The sequence below is a fragment of the Streptomyces sp. DT190 genome (assembly GCF_049846985.1).
In the GTDB taxonomy this organism is placed as follows: domain Bacteria; phylum Actinomycetota; class Actinomycetes; order Streptomycetales; family Streptomycetaceae; genus Streptomyces.
The window spans coordinates 380,225-399,421 of sequence record NZ_JBNCNM010000001.1; the positions used below are offsets into that span (position 1 = coordinate 380,225).

12 protein-coding genes are annotated in these 19,197 nt (G+C 74.1%); 10 read left to right on the plus strand and 2 right to left on the minus strand.

What is annotated here, in order from left to right; all coding sequences use genetic code 11:
• Positions 1–334: 334 nt before the first annotated feature.
• On the minus strand, positions 335–1,585 hold the full coding sequence (locus tag ACPXCS_RS01680; RefSeq protein WP_425946089.1) for an MFS transporter: 1,251 nt from the start codon (positions 1,583–1,585) through the stop codon (positions 335–337).
• A gap of 173 nt (positions 1,586–1,758) precedes the next feature.
• Positions 1,759–2,844, minus strand: a complete 1,086-nt coding sequence (locus ACPXCS_RS01685) for an alkene reductase (protein WP_425946090.1) — start codon at positions 2,842–2,844, stop codon at positions 1,759–1,761.
• Positions 2,845–2,978: 134 nt separating this feature from the next.
• Here ACPXCS_RS01685 and ACPXCS_RS01690 point away from each other — a divergent pair, with 134 nt between their 5' ends.
• The 10 genes from ACPXCS_RS01690 (at position 2,979) to asnB (ending at position 19,089) form a co-directional block, all read left to right on the plus strand.
• On the plus strand, positions 2,979–5,612 hold the full coding sequence (locus tag ACPXCS_RS01690) for an ATP-binding protein (RefSeq protein ID WP_425946116.1): 2,634 nt from the start codon (positions 2,979–2,981) through the stop codon (positions 5,610–5,612).
• A gap of 126 nt (positions 5,613–5,738) precedes the next feature.
• Positions 5,739–6,722, plus strand: a complete 984-nt coding sequence (locus ACPXCS_RS01695; RefSeq protein ID WP_425946117.1) for an NADPH:quinone reductase — start codon at positions 5,739–5,741, stop codon at positions 6,720–6,722.
• A 104-nt stretch (positions 6,723–6,826) separates the two neighbouring features.
• Entirely contained in the window at positions 6,827–7,369 is a 543-nt protein-coding gene (locus ACPXCS_RS01700) for an SRPBCC family protein (protein WP_425946091.1), read from the plus strand.
• 88 nt (positions 7,370–7,457) lie between these two features.
• Positions 7,458–9,026: a class I adenylate-forming enzyme family protein gene (locus ACPXCS_RS01705; protein ID WP_425946092.1), complete on the plus strand. Its 1,569-nt coding sequence runs from the start codon at positions 7,458–7,460 to the stop codon at positions 9,024–9,026.
• Between the two features lie 157 nt (positions 9,027–9,183).
• Positions 9,184–10,587, plus strand: a complete 1,404-nt coding sequence (locus ACPXCS_RS01710) for a nitrate/nitrite transporter (RefSeq protein ID WP_425946093.1) — start codon at positions 9,184–9,186, stop codon at positions 10,585–10,587.
• A complete protein-coding gene (locus tag ACPXCS_RS01715; RefSeq protein WP_425946094.1) occupies positions 10,580–12,673 on the plus strand; it encodes a molybdopterin oxidoreductase family protein in 2,094 nt (697 codons plus the stop codon). The genes ACPXCS_RS01710 and ACPXCS_RS01715 overlap by 8 nt, the downstream gene beginning before the upstream one ends.
• 8 nt (positions 12,674–12,681) lie before the next feature.
• A complete protein-coding gene (locus tag ACPXCS_RS01720) occupies positions 12,682–14,232 on the plus strand; it encodes an FAD-dependent oxidoreductase (protein ID WP_425946095.1) in 1,551 nt (516 codons plus the stop codon).
• Positions 14,229–15,491 (plus strand): FAD-dependent oxidoreductase, encoded by a 1,263-nt coding sequence (locus ACPXCS_RS01725; RefSeq protein WP_425946096.1) that lies wholly within the window; start codon positions 14,229–14,231, stop codon positions 15,489–15,491. Before ACPXCS_RS01720 ends, ACPXCS_RS01725 begins: the two co-directional genes overlap by 4 nt.
• Positions 15,492–15,612: 121 nt before the next feature.
• A complete protein-coding gene (locus tag ACPXCS_RS01730) occupies positions 15,613–17,178 on the plus strand; it encodes a carboxylesterase/lipase family protein (RefSeq protein ID WP_425946097.1) in 1,566 nt (521 codons plus the stop codon).
• A 57-nt stretch (positions 17,179–17,235) separates the two neighbouring features.
• Positions 17,236–19,089 carry an asparagine synthase (glutamine-hydrolyzing) gene (gene asnB, locus ACPXCS_RS01735; protein ID WP_425946098.1) on the plus strand — a complete coding sequence of 618 codons (1,854 nt, stop codon included), beginning with the start codon at positions 17,236–17,238 and terminating at the stop codon, positions 19,087–19,089.
• Positions 19,090–19,197 lie beyond the last annotated feature (108 nt).

The window sequence follows — 19,197 nt, forward strand, 5'->3', positions numbered from 1 at the left end:
GCCCTCCGGTGTCTCGTTCCCCAACCGCCGGCAGTGACGGTGCACGACGGCCGAGTCGCACGGACCACGGCCTCACCGGCGCAACGGGAAGACTCCCGTGTGCGTTCCGCGAGCCGTGCCCGCGACCCGAGAGCCACAGCCTCTCCCCCCACATGGTCACCGGGTGGCCTGCGGACCGGACCGGTGCCGGCCGGCGACCCGGCAGGCGCACTGTCCTTTCGCGAACCCCCCTGGCGATTATGCCAGTTGACGCATGTAGAGGTGCTTTGGCAAGCGCGGTGTGCGCCGTCACACTCACACGGTGTGACGGCGCAGACGTGGCGGACCGCGGCGCTCAGAGCGCCAGGAGCGAGACGATGGCGGGCCCGAACGCCGCGCCGAGAAGGTACGACAGGTTGAACATGCCGATGGCGGGCGGGCGCTGGTCCTCGGGAACGGCCGAGGTGGCGTGCACCGCGAACGCCCCCTGACCCGACGCCGCCGCGATCGACGTCAGGGCCTGGGCGGCCAGCAGGACCAGGGCGGAGCCGCCGACGACCGCCAGCACGACCCCCAGGACGGCGAGACCGGTCAGAGCGCCGATCACCACCCGGCGTCCGGTCCGCGCCGAGAGCGCCACGACGAACCAGGACAGGGCGCCGCCGAGCAGCAGCGGCCACACCATGGCGACGCCGATCTCGCTGGTCGACCACGACGTGTGGTCCTCCAGCCGCTCCGGAACCGCGTACATCATGCCGAAGTTGACCACCGCCAGGCACAGCGCGAGGCCCGCCGAGACCAGGAAGCCCGGGTTGCGCACCAGGACGGCGGGGACGAAGCCCCGCGGCCGTGCGCGCACCTGGGCCGCCAGCAGTCCCGCGGCCAGGACGGAGCACACCCCGGCCACCAGCGGCTGGTGCGGCACGAACACCAACGCGGTGACCAGCGCGGTCAGCAGCACCGCGCCCAGCGGGTCGAAGGGCTCCCGGGCGACCGGGGCGCCGTGCGCGCACCGGGCCACCGCGAACGGCACCGCCACGGCGCTCAGCACGGGAAGCGCGAGGGTGGCCTGCCAGGACAGCAGGTCGTTGACGAGGGAACCGGCCAGCGGGGCCGTCGAACCCACCACGGCGAGCGAGGCGGTGACCAGTCCCATGGCACGCGGGGAGCCGGCCAGGCTCATGGCCGTCGCCGTGAGGCCGGCCGTGCCGAGGCCCATCAGGGCGGTTCCCACGACGAGCACCGGCAGGACGGGTACACCGGCCACCAGGCCCGCCCCCAGCAGGACGAGCAGACCGCACGCGCTGAGGGCGGTGCGCGCCCCGCGGCGGTCCAGCAGCCCGGCCAGCAGGGGCGTTCCGACGGCTATGCCCCAGCCGAACGCGGTCACCGTCCAGGTGGCGGCCCCGGTCGAGACGTCGAGGTCCCTCGCGGCGTCGTCCAGGACCAGGGCGGGGCCCGCGATGCCGAAGGACAGCGGGCCGGCCATGAGGGCCAGCCAGAGGGCCGCGGGTCCGCGGAACGGACCGCGGGTGTCGGTTGCTTGAGGTTTCCTGCCCGGCGCGGCGGGACCCGGGGCGCCGGACTCGGCGAGTGAGTTGCTCATCTGTGCTCCCTGAGCGGTCGGTCGTCGCTGGACCACCCTGGCCCGGTCCGGCGTGCAGCCCTTCGGGGGAGAAGGCGCCGGCCGGGCCAGGGAGTCGGGGATCGGGACAGGAGGCGAGCGGGGCGGGACGGGCCGGGCGCCGACCGCGCACCCCGCCGCCCCCTGCCCGGGGATCAGCCGTCCAGCGTCGGGTAGTCGGTGTAGCCCCGGTGGTCGCCTCCGTAGAAGGTCTCCGGGTCGGGCGTGTTGAAGGGGCCGCCTGCCTTGATCCGCGCGGGCAGGTCGGGGTTGGCGAGCCACAGCGAGCCGATGCTCACCGCGTCGCACAGGCCCTCCGCCAGCACCGCCTCGGCGGCCTCGGGCGTCACCGCGGCCTCCTCGCCCGTGGCGTGCGGGTTGAGGATCAGCACACCCGGCCACTCACGCCGGATCAGCTTCGTGATGTCACGGCCGCCGAACTCCATCAGGTGGACGTAGGCCAGGTTGAGCGGCGCCAGGGCGCGGATCAGGGCCTCGTACAGCGCGGCGGAGTCGCTCTCCTCGATGCCGTTGGTCGTGTTGGCGGGGGAGAGGCGGATGCCGACCCGCTCGGGCCCGATCGCGTCGCTGACCGCCTGGGCGACCTCGACGGCGAACCGGATGCGGTTGTCGATGCTGCCGCCGTAGGCGTCGGTGCGCAGGTTGGTGTTGTCGGCGAGGAACTGGTGGATCAGGTAGCCGTTGGCGCCGTGCAGCTCCACACCGTCGAACCCGGCGTCCATCGCGTGCTTGGCGGCGGCGATGTGGTCCTCCACCGCCCGGGCGATGTCCTCCAGGTCCATGGCCTTGGGCGTGGGGTGGTCCAGCATGCCCTCCGGCGTGTACATGCGGCCGCCCGAGGCCACCGCGGAGGGGGCCAGCGGCAGCGCGCCGTCGGGGTACAGGCTCGGGTGACCGATGCGGCCGGAGTGCATGATCTGCACGAAGATCCGGCCCTGCCTGTCGTGCACCGCGTCGGTCACCCGGCGCCATGCCTCCACCTGCTCGGGCGTGTGCACGCCCGGTGTGTCGATGTATCCCTGCCCGATCACGCAGGGCTGCGTGCCCTCGGTGATGATGAGACCCGCTCCGGCGCGCTGTGCGTAGTAGTCGGCCGCCAGCGGGGTCTGTACGCCGTCCCTGGCTCGGCTGCGCGTCATCGGCGCCATGACGAGCCGGTTGGGCAGCGTCAGCTTGCCCAGGGGCAGCGGTTCGAAGAAGTGGCTCACGATCTCCTCCATCGGGGAACCGGCTTGTTCCACACCGTAGGAAGGGGGGAGGTCAGGCCGAATCAGTAAGATTTCTGAAACCGGATACGTACATCGGCACGGCTTGCCTACCGGTGGGCCGCATCACGGGGAGTGGGGGCACCTACGTGCTGTACGGCAGGTCCACCGAGCTTGCGGCGCTTGAGGAACTGACCGCCCGGGCCCGCGAGGGAAGCAGCGGTGCCCTGGTCCTGCGCGGTGAGGCGGGCATCGGGAAGACGGCCCTGCTCGACCGGGCGGCGCAGTCGGCGTCGGCGTCGGGCATGCGGGTCGTGCGGGTCACCGGGGTCGAGCCGGAGGCGGACCTGGCCTTCGGCGGGCTGGTGCAGCTGCTGTGGCCGGTGCAGGACCGGCTGGACGGATTACCCGAACCCCAGGCGGAAGCCCTGCGGGCGGTCCTCGGTACGGGCCGCACCCGGACGCAGGACCGGTTCCTGACCGGGCTGGCCGTGCTCACGCTCCTGGCGGACCTGGCCGAGCAGGGACCGCTGCTGTGCCTGGTGGACGACGCCCAGTGGCTGGATCAGGCCACCGCCGACGCGCTGCTGTTCGCCGCCCGCCGGCTCGCCGCCGAGCAGGTGGCCATGGTGTTCGCGACCCGGGACGAGGGGTTCGCCGCACCCGGGCTCACCGAACTGCGCCCCTCCCGGCTGGACATGGGCGACGCGGTGAGCCTCCTCGCCGACGTGGGGCTGGCCCCCGCCCTGCGGGACCAGGTCATCGCCGAGTCCGCCGGCAACCCGCTGGCGCTCATCGAGTTCGGCGCCGCCCGCCGCGACGACCCCGGCAGCTTCACGCCCGTGACCGTCGCCGACCGGGTGCTGTCGTCGTACCGCACCCAGATCGCCGCGCTCCCCGAGAAGACGCGGCTGGCGCTGCTGTTCGCCGCGGCCGAGGGGCGGGGTGACCTGCCGTTGCAGATGAAGGCGGCCCGGACGCTCGGCGTCGGTCTGGAGGACCTGGAGGACGCGGAGCGGGCGGGGCTCATCCAGGTGACCGAGAGCACCGTCGTGTTCCGCCACCCGCTGATCGGGACCGCCGCCTACCAGGGAGCCGTGCTGGCCCGGCGGATCGCCGTCCACCAGGCGCTGGCCGACGCCGCTGAGGACCCCGACTGCCGGGCCCGCCACCTGCCGCTGGCCACCACCTCACCGGACGACGAGGTCGCCGCCGAACTGGTCGCCGCCGCCGAGCGGGCCGCCGACCGCAGCGCCTACGCCGCCGCCTCGCTCCTGCACCAGCAGGCCGCCCGGCTGACCCCCGACCGCCGCGCCCAGATCCACCGGCTCACCGACGCCGCGACCTGCGCCCTGAACGCCGGGCACGCGGGCCAGGCCCGGGAGCTGGCCGAGCAGGCCGAGCGGTCGGCGCCCGAGCCGGAGGACCTGGCCCGGCTCGCCCCCGTGCGGGCCGCCGTGATGTTCGAGTCGGGGGACCAGCGGGAGGCCGCCCGCCTGCTGCTGCGGCGGACGCACGTGGCCGGCCCCGGCCTCGGCCCCGCCATGCTCCGCACCGGCGCCACCTACGGCTGGTTCGCCGGTGACGCGGACTCGGTGCGGGAGGCCGCCGAGCGGCTGGCGTCCCTGGGGGAGGCCGACCCGATGGTGGAGGGCATGGCGTACCTCGTCGACGACGACTACGCCCGCGGACTGCCCCTGCTGGAGCGCGCCGTCGCGGCCGGCCAGGACGGCTCGGACGCGACACGCACCCGCGCCCTGCACAGCGCGGTCCTGCTCGGGGACGACGCCACGGCCATGGAACTGGCAGCCGCCGAGGTGGCCCGCTGCCGCGCGCAGGGCCTCATCGGGGCCCTGCCCCAGGCCCTGCACCTGCTGGCGGAGCGCCAGGTGCTGGCCGGAGCGCACCGGGACGCGGAGGCGTCTGTGGCCGAGGCCGTGGAGATCGCCCGCGACACCGGGCTGCGCGAGCGCGTCGCCTGGCTCAACGGCGTCCCCGCCCGGATCGCGGCGATCGAGGGCGACGAGCAGCGCTGCCGCAGCCTCACCCGGGACGTGCCCGACGCCGGACGGGTGGCCGGCGAGAGCGCCCTGAGCCTGCTGGAACTGGCGCGCGGCGACTACGAGGAGGCCCTCGGCCGGCTGGAGACCGCCGTCGGCCCGGGGCCGCAGCGCCACACGGCGATGGCCATGGCCACCGTCGCCGACCAGGTGGAGGCCGCGGTACGGCTCGGGCAGCCCGGGCGGGCCGAGCGGCCGATGCTCGCCTTCGAGGCCTGGGCGCGGGCGGGCCGGCAGCCGTGGGCGCGGGCGGTGGCCCACCGGTGCCGGGCGCTGGTCGAGGGGCGGGAGGAGGACTACCGCGAGGCGGTCCGGCTGCACGCACAGGCCCGGCGGCCCTTCGAGCGGGCCCGCACCGCGCTGCTGTACGGCGAGTGGCTGCGCAGGGCCCGGCGCCGCAGCGAGGCCCGGGACTCGCTCCGGTCGGCCCTGGAGGACTTCGAGCGGCTGCGCGCCGTGCCCTGGGCGGAGCGCGCGCGTGCGGAGCTGCGCGCGGCGGGCGACGCCACGACGGGCGCCAAGGCGACCGCCGAGAACGTCCTCGACCGGCTGACCCCGCAGGAGCTGCAGGTGGTCAGGCTGGCGGCCGACGGCAACAGCAGCCGGGAGATCGCCGCGCAGCTGTTCCTCAGCCGCCGGACCGTCGAGCACCATCTGTACAAGGCCTATCCCAAGCTGGGCGTCGGTTCCCGGCGGGAACTGGCCCGTCTCAACCTGGTCTGATTGACGCCCGTCCGACGGAGAGCGCCGCGGATCTGACAGAGATGGTTCCGATCTGACAGATCCGCGACGGTCTCAGGGCCGCTCGCGGACGGGGCCCGGGCCTCTTTGCCAGAATCCGTGACCATGATGCGTGCTGCCTACATTGAACAGCTCGGATCTCCGGACGTCATCCGTTACGGTGATCAGCCCACGCCGGAACCGGGGCCGACCGACGTCCTGGTGGACGTCACGGCCGTCTCGGTCAACCACGTCGACACCTTCGTGCGCTCCGGCGCCTGGCGCACCCCGCTCACCTTCCCGTTCGTCATAGGCCGGGACCTCACCGGCACCGTCGCCGCGGTCGGCGCCGGGGTCCACCGGTTCCGGCCCGGCGACCGGGTGTGGTGCAACAGCCTCGGCCACGACGGCCGCCAGGGGGCCGCCGCCGAGCGGGTGGTGGTGCCCGTCGACCGGCTGTACCGGCTGCCCGAGGGCGCCGACCCGTACGACACCGTCGCACTGGCCCATCCGGCCGCGACCGCCTACCTCGGCCTGTTCACCCACGGGCGGCTCCGCTCCGGGGAGACCGTCGTCGTGGTCGGTGCGGGCGGCAACGTCGGGAGCGCCCTGGTGGTGATGGCCGCCGCCGCGGGCGCCCGGGTCGTGGCCGTCGCCTCGGCGCGGGACGCCGCCTACTGCCGCGGCCTCGGCGCCGACCACGTCGTCGACTACCGGGACCCCGACGTGCCCGGGCGCATCCGCGCCGCCGCTCCGGCGGGTGCCGACCTCTACCTGGACGCCTCGGGCACCAACGACCTGGAGACCGCGGTGGACCTGCTCGCCGGACGGGGCCGGATCGTGCTGCTCGCCGGACTGCGCACCCGGCCCGTGCTGCCGGTGGGGCCGCTGTACCTGAGGGACCGTTCGATCCACGGCTTCGCCATCTCGCACGCCACCGCCGGGGAGCTCGCCGAGGCCGCCAGCGCCATCAACCGGCTGGTCGCCGACGGCAGCCTCAGGCCCCGGGCCGTCGAGCGGCTGCACCTGAGCGACGCCGCCGAGGCCCACCGCCGGCTGGAGGAGGGCAAGGTGCACGGAAAACTCGTGCTGAGCGTCGCCGCCGGGGTCTGAGGTGATCGGGGCGCACGGCGCCGGTGAAATGCGGGAATTCAGACCTGACAAATGAGAAAGCCGCTCTTTGACCGGTGCCGGGCAGCCTCGACAGAATTCTGCACATGAATCAGTCAATCATCGACACCTCGCCGCTCTTCGAGCTCAAGGCCGACATTCACGTTTCCGCGACCCCGCTCGAGGTCTACTCCGTCGTCAGCGATCTGCCGCGCAGCGCCGAATGGAGCCCCGAATGCCGCGGCGGCACGTGGGTCTCCGGCGAGCCCTCCACCGTCGGCGCCGTCTTCCGGGGCGAGAACCTCCGCAGCGAGGACGTCGTCGCCTGGGCGCCCCTGGTGCGCGGCGTCTGGCACACCGAGTGCCGCATCACCGCCGCCGAGCCCGGCCGCACCTTCCAGTGGATGATGCTCACCCACGCCCGCGAGGACCAGGAGAGCATCTGGGGCTTCGACATGGCGCCCGCCGGGGACGGCTGCGTGCTCACCCACCACTTCCGCATGGGCCGGGCCACCGCCGGCATCCACAAGATCGTCGCCGACCTCGACGAGGACGACCGCAAGCGCTTCGTCGCCGACTGGACCGCCAAGCTCGAGCAGGACCTCGACGCCACGCTGAAGCGCATCAAGGACGTCATCGAAAAGCGGTGACAATTCCCGGTGATCCGTACGGGAGCCTGAATTCAAACGGCCCGCCGCACGGCTGAGGAACAGTCACGGCGGATGAGAGGGTGGGCAGATGTTTCTGCAGCGCATCGGAAACAAGGGAATTCGGCTGGGTACGCTCTTCGACCGGGCCGCGGCCCGGCACCCGGCGAATCCCGTGATTCTCGACCATGATCTCGACGTCGCTCCGGAGCGCGGGCGCCGCATGACGCTCACGGAGGTCGCCGACCTCGTCGACGACCTGGCCTCCCGGCTGTGGGCGGCCGGCGTCCGGCCCGGGGAGCGCGTGGTCGTCCACAAGTCCAACGGGTTCGACATCACGCTCCTGGCCTGCTCCACGGCCCGGATCGGCGCCGTCCCGGTCCTGCTGTCCCCGAAGCTCGACGGCGCGACCGTGTGCGAGCTGGTGCGCCGCGTGGACCGTCCCTACCTGGTGACCGACCAGGACAAGCTCGACCACCACCTGCCCGCCGAGATCTTCGGCCTGGCCCGGCAGGTGCTCCTGGCCTCCGGCAGCCACGACGAGGCCGTCACGCTCGCCTCGCTGGCCGGTTCGACCCGGGTCGCCCCGGTGACCATGCCCCCGGACCACCCGACGCTGGTCACCCACACCTCCGGCACCACCGGAACGCCCAAGCTGGCGGTGCACACCGGGCGCACCTTCCAGGCCCGTTACCGCCCCCAGGGCACGGTGGCGTCCCTGGTGGGCCGCAGCGAACCGGTGGCCATCCACGTGTCGTTCGTGCACTCGCGGATGTTCACCGCCATGCCCATCACGATCCTCCAGGGGCACCCGCTGATCATCCTGCGGGACGACGACCCCGAGGTCGTGGCCGAGGTGTTCCGCCAGGCCCCGCCGGGCCTGATCGAGGCGCACCCCAACACGTTCCTGCGCTGGGAGGTGCTGGTCGACGACCCGCGCCGGCCGCTGGCGAACGTGAAGTACTTCAGCAGCACCTTCGACGCCATCCACCCGCGCACCGTGCACCTGATGCTGACCGCGTCCCGCCGCGAGTCGCCGCAGTTCGTGCAGATGTACGGGCAGAGCGAGGTCGGCCCGATCGCCGGGCGCACCTACTCCAAGAAGCGCGGCGCGGACGCCGACGGCCGCTGCGTGGGCTCCCCGTTCCCCGGCATGACGGGCGTGCGGGTGGTCAGCCGGGACGGCAAGCGGCCCACCAAGTCCAACCCGGGCTACATCGAGGTGCGTTCCGACGGACGGATCGTCACCTACCTCGGTGAGCACGCCCGGTGGGAGAAGCAGGCCGACGGCGAGTGGTGGCGCATGGGCGACCTGGGCTACCGCACCAAGTGGGGCTGCCTGCACCTGCTCGACCGGGAGGTCGACGAGATCAAGGGCATCGACAGCACCCTGGAGATCGAGGACACCCTCTTCGCCCGGATACCGGAGCTCGTCGAGGTCATCATCGTCCCGGACGAGGACGGCAAGCCCCTGCCCGTGGTGTGCACCCGCGACGACAAGCCGCTCGACCTGGCGGCCTGGAAGTCCGCGGTGGCCGGTCTGCCGGCGATGGCGGAGCCCGTGCAGTGGAAGCTCGACGACCTGCCGCAGACCGCCACCACCAAGATCAAGCGGCTGGAGCTGGCCCGGCTGCTGAAGGCGGAGCGGACGGACGCGTAGGACCCGGATCCCGTACCCCCCGTCCCGGATCCCGCACCGCCGCCTCTCCGGGGCGCGGGCCCATCCCCCCCCCGTGGGCCCGCGCCCCCGTCACCCCCCGCACGGCGGCCCGGCGTCACCCGCCGGGCCGCCGTCCCCAGCCGAGGAGTTGCCCCCGATGACGGCACTGCGCGCCTCCCGACGCCGGATCGAGCACTGGGATCCGGAGGACGAGGAGTTCTGGGAGCGCACCGGCAAGCACGTCGCCCGACGCAACCTCGTCCTGTCCGTCCTCTCCGAGCACATCGGGTTCTCGATCTGGAGCATGTGGTCGGTCCTGGTGCTGTTCATGTCCCCGGCCATCGGCCTGGGCTTCGCCCCGAGCGAGAAGTTCCTGCTGGTGGTCACCCCCACCCTGGTGGGGGCGCTGCTGCGACTGCCCTACAGCTACGCCGTCACCCGGTTCGGCGGGCGCAACTGGACCGTGTTCAGCTCGGCCCTGCTGTTCGTGCCGGCACTGCCGGCGCTGTACTTCGTCCAGCGGCCCGGCACACCCCTGTGGGTGTTCCTGCTCATCGCCGCGACCGCGGGCGTCGGCGGCGGCAACTTCGCCTCCTCCACCACCAACATCGCCCACTTCTTCCCCCGGCGTCACCAGGGCTGGGCGCTCGGCCTCAACGCCGGCGGCGGCAACCTGGGCGTCGCCGTCATCCAGCTCGTCGGCCTGCTGGTCATCGCCACCGCGGGCGACACCCACCCCGCCTACGTGATCGCCGCCTACCTGCCGCTGATCGCCCTGGCCGCCGTGCTCGCGGCGCTCGGCATGGACAACGTCGACACCGGACCGGCCTCGACGGGCGCCCTGCGCGAGGCGGCGGGCAACCCGCACACCTGGTGGATCTCGCTGCTGTACCTCGGCACGTTCGGCTCGTTCATCGGGTACGGCTTCGCCTTCGGGCTCGTGCTGCAGAACCAGTTCGGCTCCACACCGCTGGAGGCCGTCGGCTACACCTTCCTCGGGCCGCTGCTCGGCTCGCTGTCCCGGCCGCTGGGCGGGCGGCTCGCCGACCGCTGGGGCGGCGCCCGGGTCACGTTCTGGAACTTCCTCGCCATGGGCGCCGGCACGCTGTTGCTGCTGGTGGCCTCGGCCCACGACTCCCTGGCGCTGTTCGTCGCCGTGTTCACGGTGCTGTTCGTGCTCAGCGGCCTGGGCAACGGGTCCACGTACAAGCTGATCCCGGTCGTCTTCGCCGGGCAGGCGGAGGCCGCCGTCACCGCCGGCCACGACGCGACCGAGGCCTTCGCCCGCGCCCGCCGCCTGACCGGCGCGGTCATCGGCATCGCCGGTGCCGTCGGCGCGCTCGGCGGCGTGGTCGTCAACCTGGCCTTCCGGGCGTCCTACGGCAGCCGGGGCACGGGCGAGCCGGCCTTCTGGTTCTTCCTCGCCTTCTACGCGGTGTGCGTGACCGTCACCCTGCTGGTCTACCTGCGCACCCCGCACGGCACCCCGCCGGGCGACGTGCGGGAGGCCCGGCGGGCCGGGCGCGGGGCCGCCGAGTCCTCGGAGGTCACCCGTGCCTGACAGCGCGCCGCGCGCGAGCGTGGCCACGCACTGCCCGTACTGCGCCCTGCAGTGCGGCACCCGCCTCGGCCACGGCGCCTCGGGGACCGTGGTGGAGCCCTCCGACTTCCCCGTCAACGACGGCAGCCTGTGCCAGAAGGGCTGGACCGCGCCCGCGGTGCTCGACGTCCCGGACCGGCTGCGCCGGCCGCTGCTGCGGGGCGCCGACGGCCGTCTCGCCCCGGCCGACTGGGACACCGCCCTCGACACGGTCGCCGCGCGGCTGCGGCGCATCCGCGACGAGCACGGCCCGGACGCGCTCGCCGTGTTCGGCGGCGGCGGCCTGACCAACGAGAAGGCCTACCTGCTGGGCAAGTTCGCCCGGCTCGCCCTCGGAACCAGCCAGATCGACTACAACGGCCGGTTCTGCATGTCCTCGGCCGCCGCGGCCGGCAACGCCGCCTTCGGCCTGGACCGCGGACTGCCGTTCCCCGTCGGCGACCTCGACGCGGCCGACACGATCCTGCTCGCCGGCGCCAACCCCGCCGAGACCATGCCCCCGCTGATGCGGCACCTGCGCAAGGCCGACCTGATCGTCGTCGACCCGCGCCGCACCAAGACCGCCGAGCGGGCCGCCCTGCACCTGCAGCCGGTGCCGGGCACCGACCTCGCACTGGCGCTGGGGCTGCTGCACATCGCCGTGAGCGACGGCTGGTGCGACAAGGAGTACGTCCAGGAGCGCACCACCGGCTTCGACGCGGCCTGGCGGCGCGCCGTCACCTGGTGGCCCGAGCGCGTCGAACAGGTCACCGGCGTCCCCGTCGCCGAACAGCGCGCCGCCGTGGAGATGCTGGGCGAGGCGCGCCACGCCTACGTGCTGACCGGCCGGGGCGCCGAACAGCACAGCAAGGGCACCGACACCGCCGCGGCCTTCATCAACCTCGCCCTCGCCCTGGGCCTGCCCGGGGTCGCCGGCAACGGCTACGGCTGCCTGACCGGCCAGGGCAACGGCCAGGGCGGCCGCGAGCACGGGCAGAAGGCCGACCAGTTGCCCGGCTACCGCATGATCACCGACCCGGAGGCGCGGGCCCACGTCGCCCGGGTCTGGGGCACCACACCGGACGCCCTGCCCGGCCCCGGCCGCAGCGCCTACGAACTGCTCGACGCGCTCGGCACCGAGGGCGGCCCGCGCGCCCTGCTGGTGTTCGGCTCCAACCCCCTGGTGTCCGCGCCCCATTCCGCCCGCGTCGCCGACCGGCTGGCCGCCCTCGACCTGCTGGTGGTGGCCGACTTCGTGCCCTCGGAGACCGCACGGACCGCCGACGTGGTCCTGCCGGTCGCGCAGTGGGCCGAGGAGGAGGGCACCCTGACGAACCTGGAGGGGCGGGTGCTGCGCCGCCGCCGGCTGCTGCCCCCGCCGCCGGGCGTGCGCACCGACCTGGAGGTCCTGCACGGCCTCGCGGTCCGGCTCGGCGAACCGGCCGACCGCTACCCGACCTCGCCGCGCCGGGTCTTCGACGAACTGCGGCGCGCCTCCCGCGGCGGCACGGCCGACTACTCCGGCATCACCTACGAGCGCCTCGACGCGGGGGAGGCCCTGCACTGGCCCTGCCCCGAACGCCCCGGCGGACGGCCGCACCCCGGCACGCCCCGCCTCTTCCTCGACGGCTTCGCGACCCCGGACGGCCGCGCCCGGTTCGCCGAGGTCGACCACCGCGACCCCGCCGAGACGCCCGACGCCGACCACCCCCTGTACGCCACCACCGGCCGGGTCCTCGCCCACTACCAGTCCGGCGCGCAGACCCGCCGCGTGCCCGAACTCAACGACGCCGTGCCCGAGCCGTTCGTCGAGATCCACCCCGACACCGCCGAACGCGCGGGCCTGCGCGAGGGCGGCACGGCCCGGGTCACCTCGGCCCGCGGCACCACGGTCGCGCGGGTCAGACTGGTCGGCAGCATGCGCACGGACACGGTGTTCCTGCCGTTCCACCATCCCGGCGCCGGCCGGGCCAACCTGATCACCGCAACCGCCCTCGACCCCCGCAGCAGGATGCCCGAGTTCAAGGTCTGCGCCGTGCGGATCGAACCCGGCACCGACGCGTCGTGAGGCCCGCCATGTCCGCCACGCACCACGTCCTCGTCGTCGGCCACGGCCCCGCCGCGCACCGGCTCGTCGAGCGGCTGCGCGCACACGGCCACCGGGGCCCGGTCACCGTCCTCGGCGCGGAGCCGCGGCCGGCCTACAACCGGGTCCTGCTCACCTCCGTCCTCGACGGCACCCTCACCGCCGGGGACCTGGAACTGCCCGCCCCACCCGACGGCGTGCACGTCCGGCACGGCGTCACCGTCACCGCCGTCGACCGCGCCCGCCGCCTGGTGCGCACCGGCACCGGCGAGACCATCCGCTACGACCGGCTGGTGCTCGCCACCGGCGCCCGGCCGAGGGTCCCGCAGCTGCCCGGCGTGCTCACCGCGGACGGCCGGCTCACCGAGGGCGCCACCACCCTGCGCACCCCCGACGACGCCGAACGGCTCGCGGACGGGCCCGTGGTGGTGCTCGGCGGCGGCGTGCTCGGCACCGAGACCACCCTCGCGCTGCTGCGCGCCGGCCGTGACGTCACCCTCGTGCACCCCGGGCCGCACCCGATGCACGACCGGCTCGACGGCGCGGCCGGCACCCTGCTCGCGGACCACCTGCGCGCCGCCGGTGCCCGCCTGCGCACCGGGCGGGCCGCCGTGGAGTACCGGCCCGGCAAGCTGGCCCTCGACGACGGCGAGGTCCTGCGGGCCGACGCGCTCGCGCTGTGCACCGGCGTCGAGCCCGAGACCGCGCTCGCCCGGCGCGCCGGACTGGCCGTCCGGACGGGCATCGTCGTCGACCGGCGGCTGCGCACCGGCGATCCGCGCATCCACGCCCTCGGGGACTGCGCCGAGTTCGGCGGCGAGGTGCCCGGACTCGTCGGCGCCGCCTGGGAACAGGCGGAGACCCTCGCCCGGATCCTCGCCGGCCACGACACGCACCACCGCGCCGGCCGGCCCCTGCTGCGGGTGCGGGCGCCCGGCCTCGACCTGGCATGCCTCGGCCCGCCCGACCCGCCGGGCGCCACCCGGCACATCACGCTGTCCGACCCCGCCCGGGGCCGCCACGCCGCACTCGCCCTGTCCGGGGAGCGCGTCGCGGGCGCGGTCCTCGTCGGCCTGCCGCGCGCCACCGCCGCGCTCGCCCAGCTGTACGCGCGCGACCTGCCGGTGCCGTCCGACCGGTTCGGGCTGCTGCTGGGCACGGCGTCCGGCGCACCACCCGCCCGCGTCGAACTGCCGGACGCGGCGGTGCTCTGCCACTGCAACCACGTCACCAAGGCCGACCTGCTCCGCGCCTGGCACGCCGGTGCCCGCGACCTGGCGGGCATCGCCGCCGCGACCCGCGCCACCACCGGCTGCGGCGGCTGCGCGGACGACGTCCGCCTGGTCCTCGCGTCGGCGGCCGGAGCGCCGGCGTCCGGAACGTCGTCGGCCGGAGCGCCGGTGTCCGGAGCGCCGGCCGGAGCGCCGGTGTCCGGAACGTCGGCCGGAACGTCGTCGGCCGGAACGTCGGCCGCCGGAGCCCCGGCCGCCGCAGCCCCGGCGACCGGAGCATCGGCGACCGGAGGGAACAGCGACCCATGACCCGCACCCCGCGCACCCTGGTGGTCGTCGGGCACGGCATGACCGGCCACCGCCTCGTCGAGCACCTGAGGGCCCACGACCGGCACGGCACCTGGCGCGCCGTGGTCCTGGCCGAGGAGCCCCGCCCCGCCTACAACCGCGTCGCCCTGTCCTCCTACCTGGAAGGCAGGAGCGCCGCCGACCTCACCCTCGCGGACCGCGCCTTCCTCACCGACCCCCTGGTGGAGCTGCGCACGGCCGCCCCGGTGACCGGCATCGACCGGCGGGCCCGCACGGTCACCACCGCCGACGGCACGGCCACCCGCTACGACGCCCTCGTGCTGGCCACCGGCTCGCGGCCGTTCGTGCCGCCCGTGTCGGGACACGACCTGCCCGGCTGCTTCGTCTACCGCACCCTCGACGACCTCGACGCACTGCGCGAGGCGGCACGCGACGGGCTCACCGGTGTCGTGGTCGGCGGCGGCCTGCTCGGCCTGGAGGCCGCCAACGCGCTGCGGCTGCTCGGCGTCCGCCCGCACGTCGTGGAACTCGCGCCGCGCCTGATGCCGGTGCAGCTCGACGACGGGGGAGCACGCGTGCTCACCCGGCTCGTCACCGGCCTCGGACTGCGGGTGCACTGCGGCACCGCCGTCCGCGAGATCCGCCCGGCCGCCGACGGCCGGGTCGGCGGGGTCACCCTCACCGACGGCACCGCTCTCGACGCCCGGCTGGTGGTGTTCTCGGCGGGCGTGCGCCCGCGCGACGAACTGGCCGGACCCGCCGGGCTCGCCACCGGCGAACGCGGCGGCTTCCTCGTCGACGACCTCTGCCGCACCGACGACCCGCACATCTGGGCCGTCGGCGAGTGCGCGGCCGTCCGCGGCCGCACCTACGGGCTGGTCGCCCCCGGCTACCGGATGGCCGAACTCGTCGCCGACCGGCTGCTCGACCGCCCCACGCCCCCTTTCGCCGACCCCGACACGGCCGCCAAGCTCAAACTCCTCGGCGTCGACGTGGCCAGCTTCGGCGACGCCCACGCCGAGACCGAGGGCGCCGTGGAGTACGTCCTGCGCGACGACACGGCCGGCACGTACGCCAAGCTCGTCCTCGACCCCGACGGGCGGGTCCTGCGCGGCGGTGTGCTCGCCGGCGACGCCACCGCCTACCGCACCCTGCGCGCCCTGACCGGCCGCGAACTGACCGCTTCGCCCGACCGGTTGCTGTCCGCCCCGGGCCCCGGCAGCACGCCGCCCCCGCACCGCGCGGCGGACGCGGCCTGACTTGACGGAGTAGTGACCGGCGGTTGGCGGCCGGCCCGGCACCGGAGCGACGATCACTGTGCCCCATGGTGCGCGCCGCGCCGCCCCCGACAACGCCGAGGCGGGAAATGAGGTTCACCAGATGCCCAGTCGCACAGTGGTCGTCCGGACGACGGCGGGACGAGTGGCCGGAGAGCGGGCCGACGGACTGACCGTCTTCCGGGGCGTGCCCTACGCGGCCCCGCCGGTGGGCCCGCTGCGGTTCTCCTCGCCCCGCCCGCCCGAGCCGTGGCAGGGCGTGCGGGACGCCACCGCCTTCGCCGCCCCCTCCCTCCAGGGCGACTACCTGCCCGACAGCAGCGAGGACAGCCTGTACGCCAACGTGTGGACCCCGGACGTTCAGGGCCGTCTGCCGGTCCTCGTCTACATCCACGGCGGCGGCTGGATGCTCGGCGCGGGCAGCGAGCCCGACTACGACGGTGCCCGCACCGCCGTCCACGGCCGCATGGTCGTCGTCAACTTCAACTACCGCCTGGGCGTGTTCGGCTGGGGCCTGCACGAGGACCTCACCGACCCGCGCACGGGCTCCTGCGCGAACTGGGGCCTGCAGGACCAGGCCGCGCTCGTGCGCTGGGTCCGCGACAACGCCGCCGCGTTCGGCGGCGACCCGGACAACATCACCGTCTCCGGCACCTCGGCGGGCGGCTCCAGCACCTGGCAGCTCGCCCTGCTGCCCGAACTGCGGGGCATCATCAAGCGGATCATCCCGATCAGCGTCAAGCACGTGTGGGAACCGGCCAGTTCCACCACCCCCCGGGAGTCCCGCAGGGTCTACCGGTACCTCGCGCGCCGCTTCGGCACGACCGTGCCGGGCCTGCGCGCCGTTCCGGCCACCGAACTGCGGGACGCCTTCGACGAGGTGTACGCGGGCAGCCCCACCGAGCGATTCGTGCAGGGCGCGCGCGAGTACCGCGGGCCGATCGTCGACGGGCGGTGGATGCGCGGCTACGACCACGCGCTGCCCACCCCGCGCATCCCGATGATGCCCATGTACTGCCGCACCGAGGGCTCCTTCTTCACGACCGGACCCGGATACCCCTACCCCGGCCCGCACCCGGCCGACGACGCCGGACTGCGCGCCGCCGTGCGCGAAGTCCTGGAGAAGGGCGCCGCCAAGGTCACCGACGAGCAGGTGGACGACTGCATCGCCCACTACCGGCGGGCGTCCGAGGCGGAGGGCCTGCCCCGCGACCCGGTGTCGGTGTGGACGCAGGTGTGGGGCGACGGGCTGTTCCGCTACCAGATCGTGCGGCTCGCCGAACGGCACGCCCGCGAACGCGACCCCGGCGCCGCACCGCAGTACCTGATGGAGTTCGCCCACTCCCTCAAGCCGCCGTACGCCGGCACCACCCCCCACGAGGCCGTCGCGAAGTTCCTCTTCGGCACGTTCACGCTGCCGGTCAACGCACCCGCCTACGGCGACGGACCACTGGAGCGGCGGATCTCGGACACGCTGATCGACCTCGTGGCGACCTTCGCCCGCGGCGGGGCACCGAGCAGCGAACACGCCCCCGACTGGCCGGTGTTCACACCGGACCGGCCCACCGTGATGGTCCTCGGCGGCGAGCGGGTGGCGCGGATCGGCACGGTGTCGGCCCAGCCCCACCTGACGTACTGGGACCGCGCCGGCTGGGTGCCGCGGCCCTGAGCACCACCCCATCCCCCCGCCACACACCACCACAGGAACGAAAGGACTGGGACTTCGATGTGCGGACTCGCAGGCTGGGTCGCCTACGACCACGATCTGTCGGTACACGGCGGGACGGCGTCGGCCATGACGGAGACGCTGGCGTGCCGGGGCCCCGACGACCGCGGTGTGTGGATCGCACCGCACGCGATCCTCGGGCATCGCCGGCTCTCCATCATCGACCTGGAGGGCGGCCGCCAGCCCATGCACGTCACCGGTGAGGGCGACGGCCTCCCCGTCCTCGCCTACACCGGCGAGGTGTACAACTACCGCGAGCTGAAGGAGGAGCTCGCCGGCCTCGGCCACGCGTTCCGCACCTCCAGCGACACGGAGGTCGTCCTGCACGCCTACCTGGAGTGGGGCGAGCACTTCGCCGAACGCCTCAACGGCATGTACGCCCTCGCGCTGTGGGACCCGCGCACCGAGGAACTGCTCCTGGTCCGCGACCGCATGGGCGTCAAGCCCCTCTTCTACTACCCGACGCCCGACGGCGTGCTGTTCGGCTCCGAGGCCAAGGCCATCCTGGCGCACCCCGACGCCGAGGCGGTCGTCGACCGCGAGGGCCTGGCGGAGATCTTCGCCATCATCAACACCCCCGGCCACGCCGTCTTCAAGGGCATGCACGAGGTGGTGCCCGGCACCGTCGTGCGCTTCCACCGCGGCGGTCACACCACCCGCACCTACTGGCAACTGGAGGCGCGCCCGCACACCGACGACCTCGACACCACCGTCGCGCGGGTCCGCGAACTCCTCGAGGACATCGTCGAACGCCAGCTCATCGCCGACGTGAAGGTGGGCACCCTGCTCTCCGGCGGTCTCGACTCCAGCGCCATCACCGCGCTCGCCGCCAAGGTCTTCCGCGACCAGGGCAAGCAGGAACGCATCAAGGCCTTCTCCATCGACTTCAAGAACAACGAGGAGAACTTCCGCGGCAACGGCATCTGGATGGACCCCGACACGCCGTACGCCGTCGACGTCGCCCGCCGCTCCGGCGCCGAGCACGTCATCGTCGAGCTGGAGAACCACCACGTCCTCGACGAGGACGTGCGCAGCCGGGTGCTGCGCGCCCAGGACCTGCCCATCTCCACCGGCGACATGGAGCACTCCCTCTACCACCTGTGCAAGGCGCTCAAGGAGCAGGTGACGGTCGCCCTGTCCGGCGAGACGGCGGACGAACTCTTCGGCGGCTACAACTGGTTCTTCGACAAGGAGGCCGTGGAGGGCGACACCTTCCCCTGGTACGACGCCTGGCGCCGGCTCGGCGGCCTGGACACCATGAAGGAGATCGGCCTCTGGGACCGGCTCGGCCTCGACGAGTACGTCGCCAAGCGGTACGCCGAGGCGCTCGCCGAAGTACCGCGCCTGGAGGGGGAGTCCGCCGACGAGGCGCGGATGCGGGAGCTGACGTACCTCAACATCAGCCGCTGGGAGAACTTCCTGCTGGACCGCAAGGACCGCATCAGCATGGCCGCGAGCCTGGAGGTCCGGGTGCCGTTCACCGACCACCGGCTGGTGGAGTACGTCTTCAACGTGCCGTGGGCCATGAAGACCTTCGACGGCCGGGAGAAGAGCCTGCTGCGCGCCGCCGCGAGCCACGTCCTGCCCGAGTCGGTGCTGGAGCGCAAGAAGAGCCCCTACCCGTCCACCCAGGACGTGGAGTACGTGCGGGCCCTGCGCGCCAAGGTCGAGGCCCTGCTGGACGGTTCCCCCGTGCTCGACCTCGTGCCGGCCGAGGGCGTCCGCAAGCTCGTGGACAAGCCCGTCGAGTCCTACGCCGGTCTCGGCGGCCTGTGGGGCATGCGAGCCGTGATGGAGCGCCTGGTCGAGTTCGACGCGTGGGTGAAGGAGTACGACGTCCGCGTGGAGTGGTGACGCTCCCACCGGCGCGGCGTGGGGCGCGCCGCACCCGGACCCGCCCCCCGCCCCCCCCCCCACGCCCCCGCCGCCCCCCACCACCCCCCGGAGGACCCCACAAAAGCA

Excerpts from the sequence above, each read along its gene's own strand:
- ACPXCS_RS01680 (WP_425946089.1), bottom strand. The coding sequence starts at position 1,585 with ATGAGCAACTCACTCGCCGAGTCCGGCGCCCCGGGTCCCGCCGCGCCG.
- ACPXCS_RS01685 (WP_425946090.1), bottom strand. The coding sequence starts at position 2,844 with ATGGAGGAGATCGTGAGCCACTTCTTCGAACCGCTGCCCCTGGGCAAG.
- ACPXCS_RS01695 (WP_425946117.1), top strand. The coding sequence starts at position 5,739 with ATGCGTGCTGCCTACATTGAACAGCTCGGATCTCCGGACGTCATCCGT.
- ACPXCS_RS01700 (WP_425946091.1), top strand. The coding sequence starts at position 6,827 with ATGAATCAGTCAATCATCGACACCTCGCCGCTCTTCGAGCTCAAGGCC.
- ACPXCS_RS01705 (WP_425946092.1), top strand. The coding sequence starts at position 7,458 with ATGTTTCTGCAGCGCATCGGAAACAAGGGAATTCGGCTGGGTACGCTC.
- ACPXCS_RS01710 (WP_425946093.1), top strand. The coding sequence starts at position 9,184 with ATGACGGCACTGCGCGCCTCCCGACGCCGGATCGAGCACTGGGATCCG.
- ACPXCS_RS01720 (WP_425946095.1), top strand. The coding sequence starts at position 12,682 with ATGTCCGCCACGCACCACGTCCTCGTCGTCGGCCACGGCCCCGCCGCG.
- ACPXCS_RS01725 (WP_425946096.1), top strand. The coding sequence starts at position 14,229 with ATGACCCGCACCCCGCGCACCCTGGTGGTCGTCGGGCACGGCATGACC.
- ACPXCS_RS01730 (WP_425946097.1), top strand. The coding sequence starts at position 15,613 with ATGCCCAGTCGCACAGTGGTCGTCCGGACGACGGCGGGACGAGTGGCC.
- asnB (WP_425946098.1), top strand. The coding sequence starts at position 17,236 with ATGTGCGGACTCGCAGGCTGGGTCGCCTACGACCACGATCTGTCGGTA.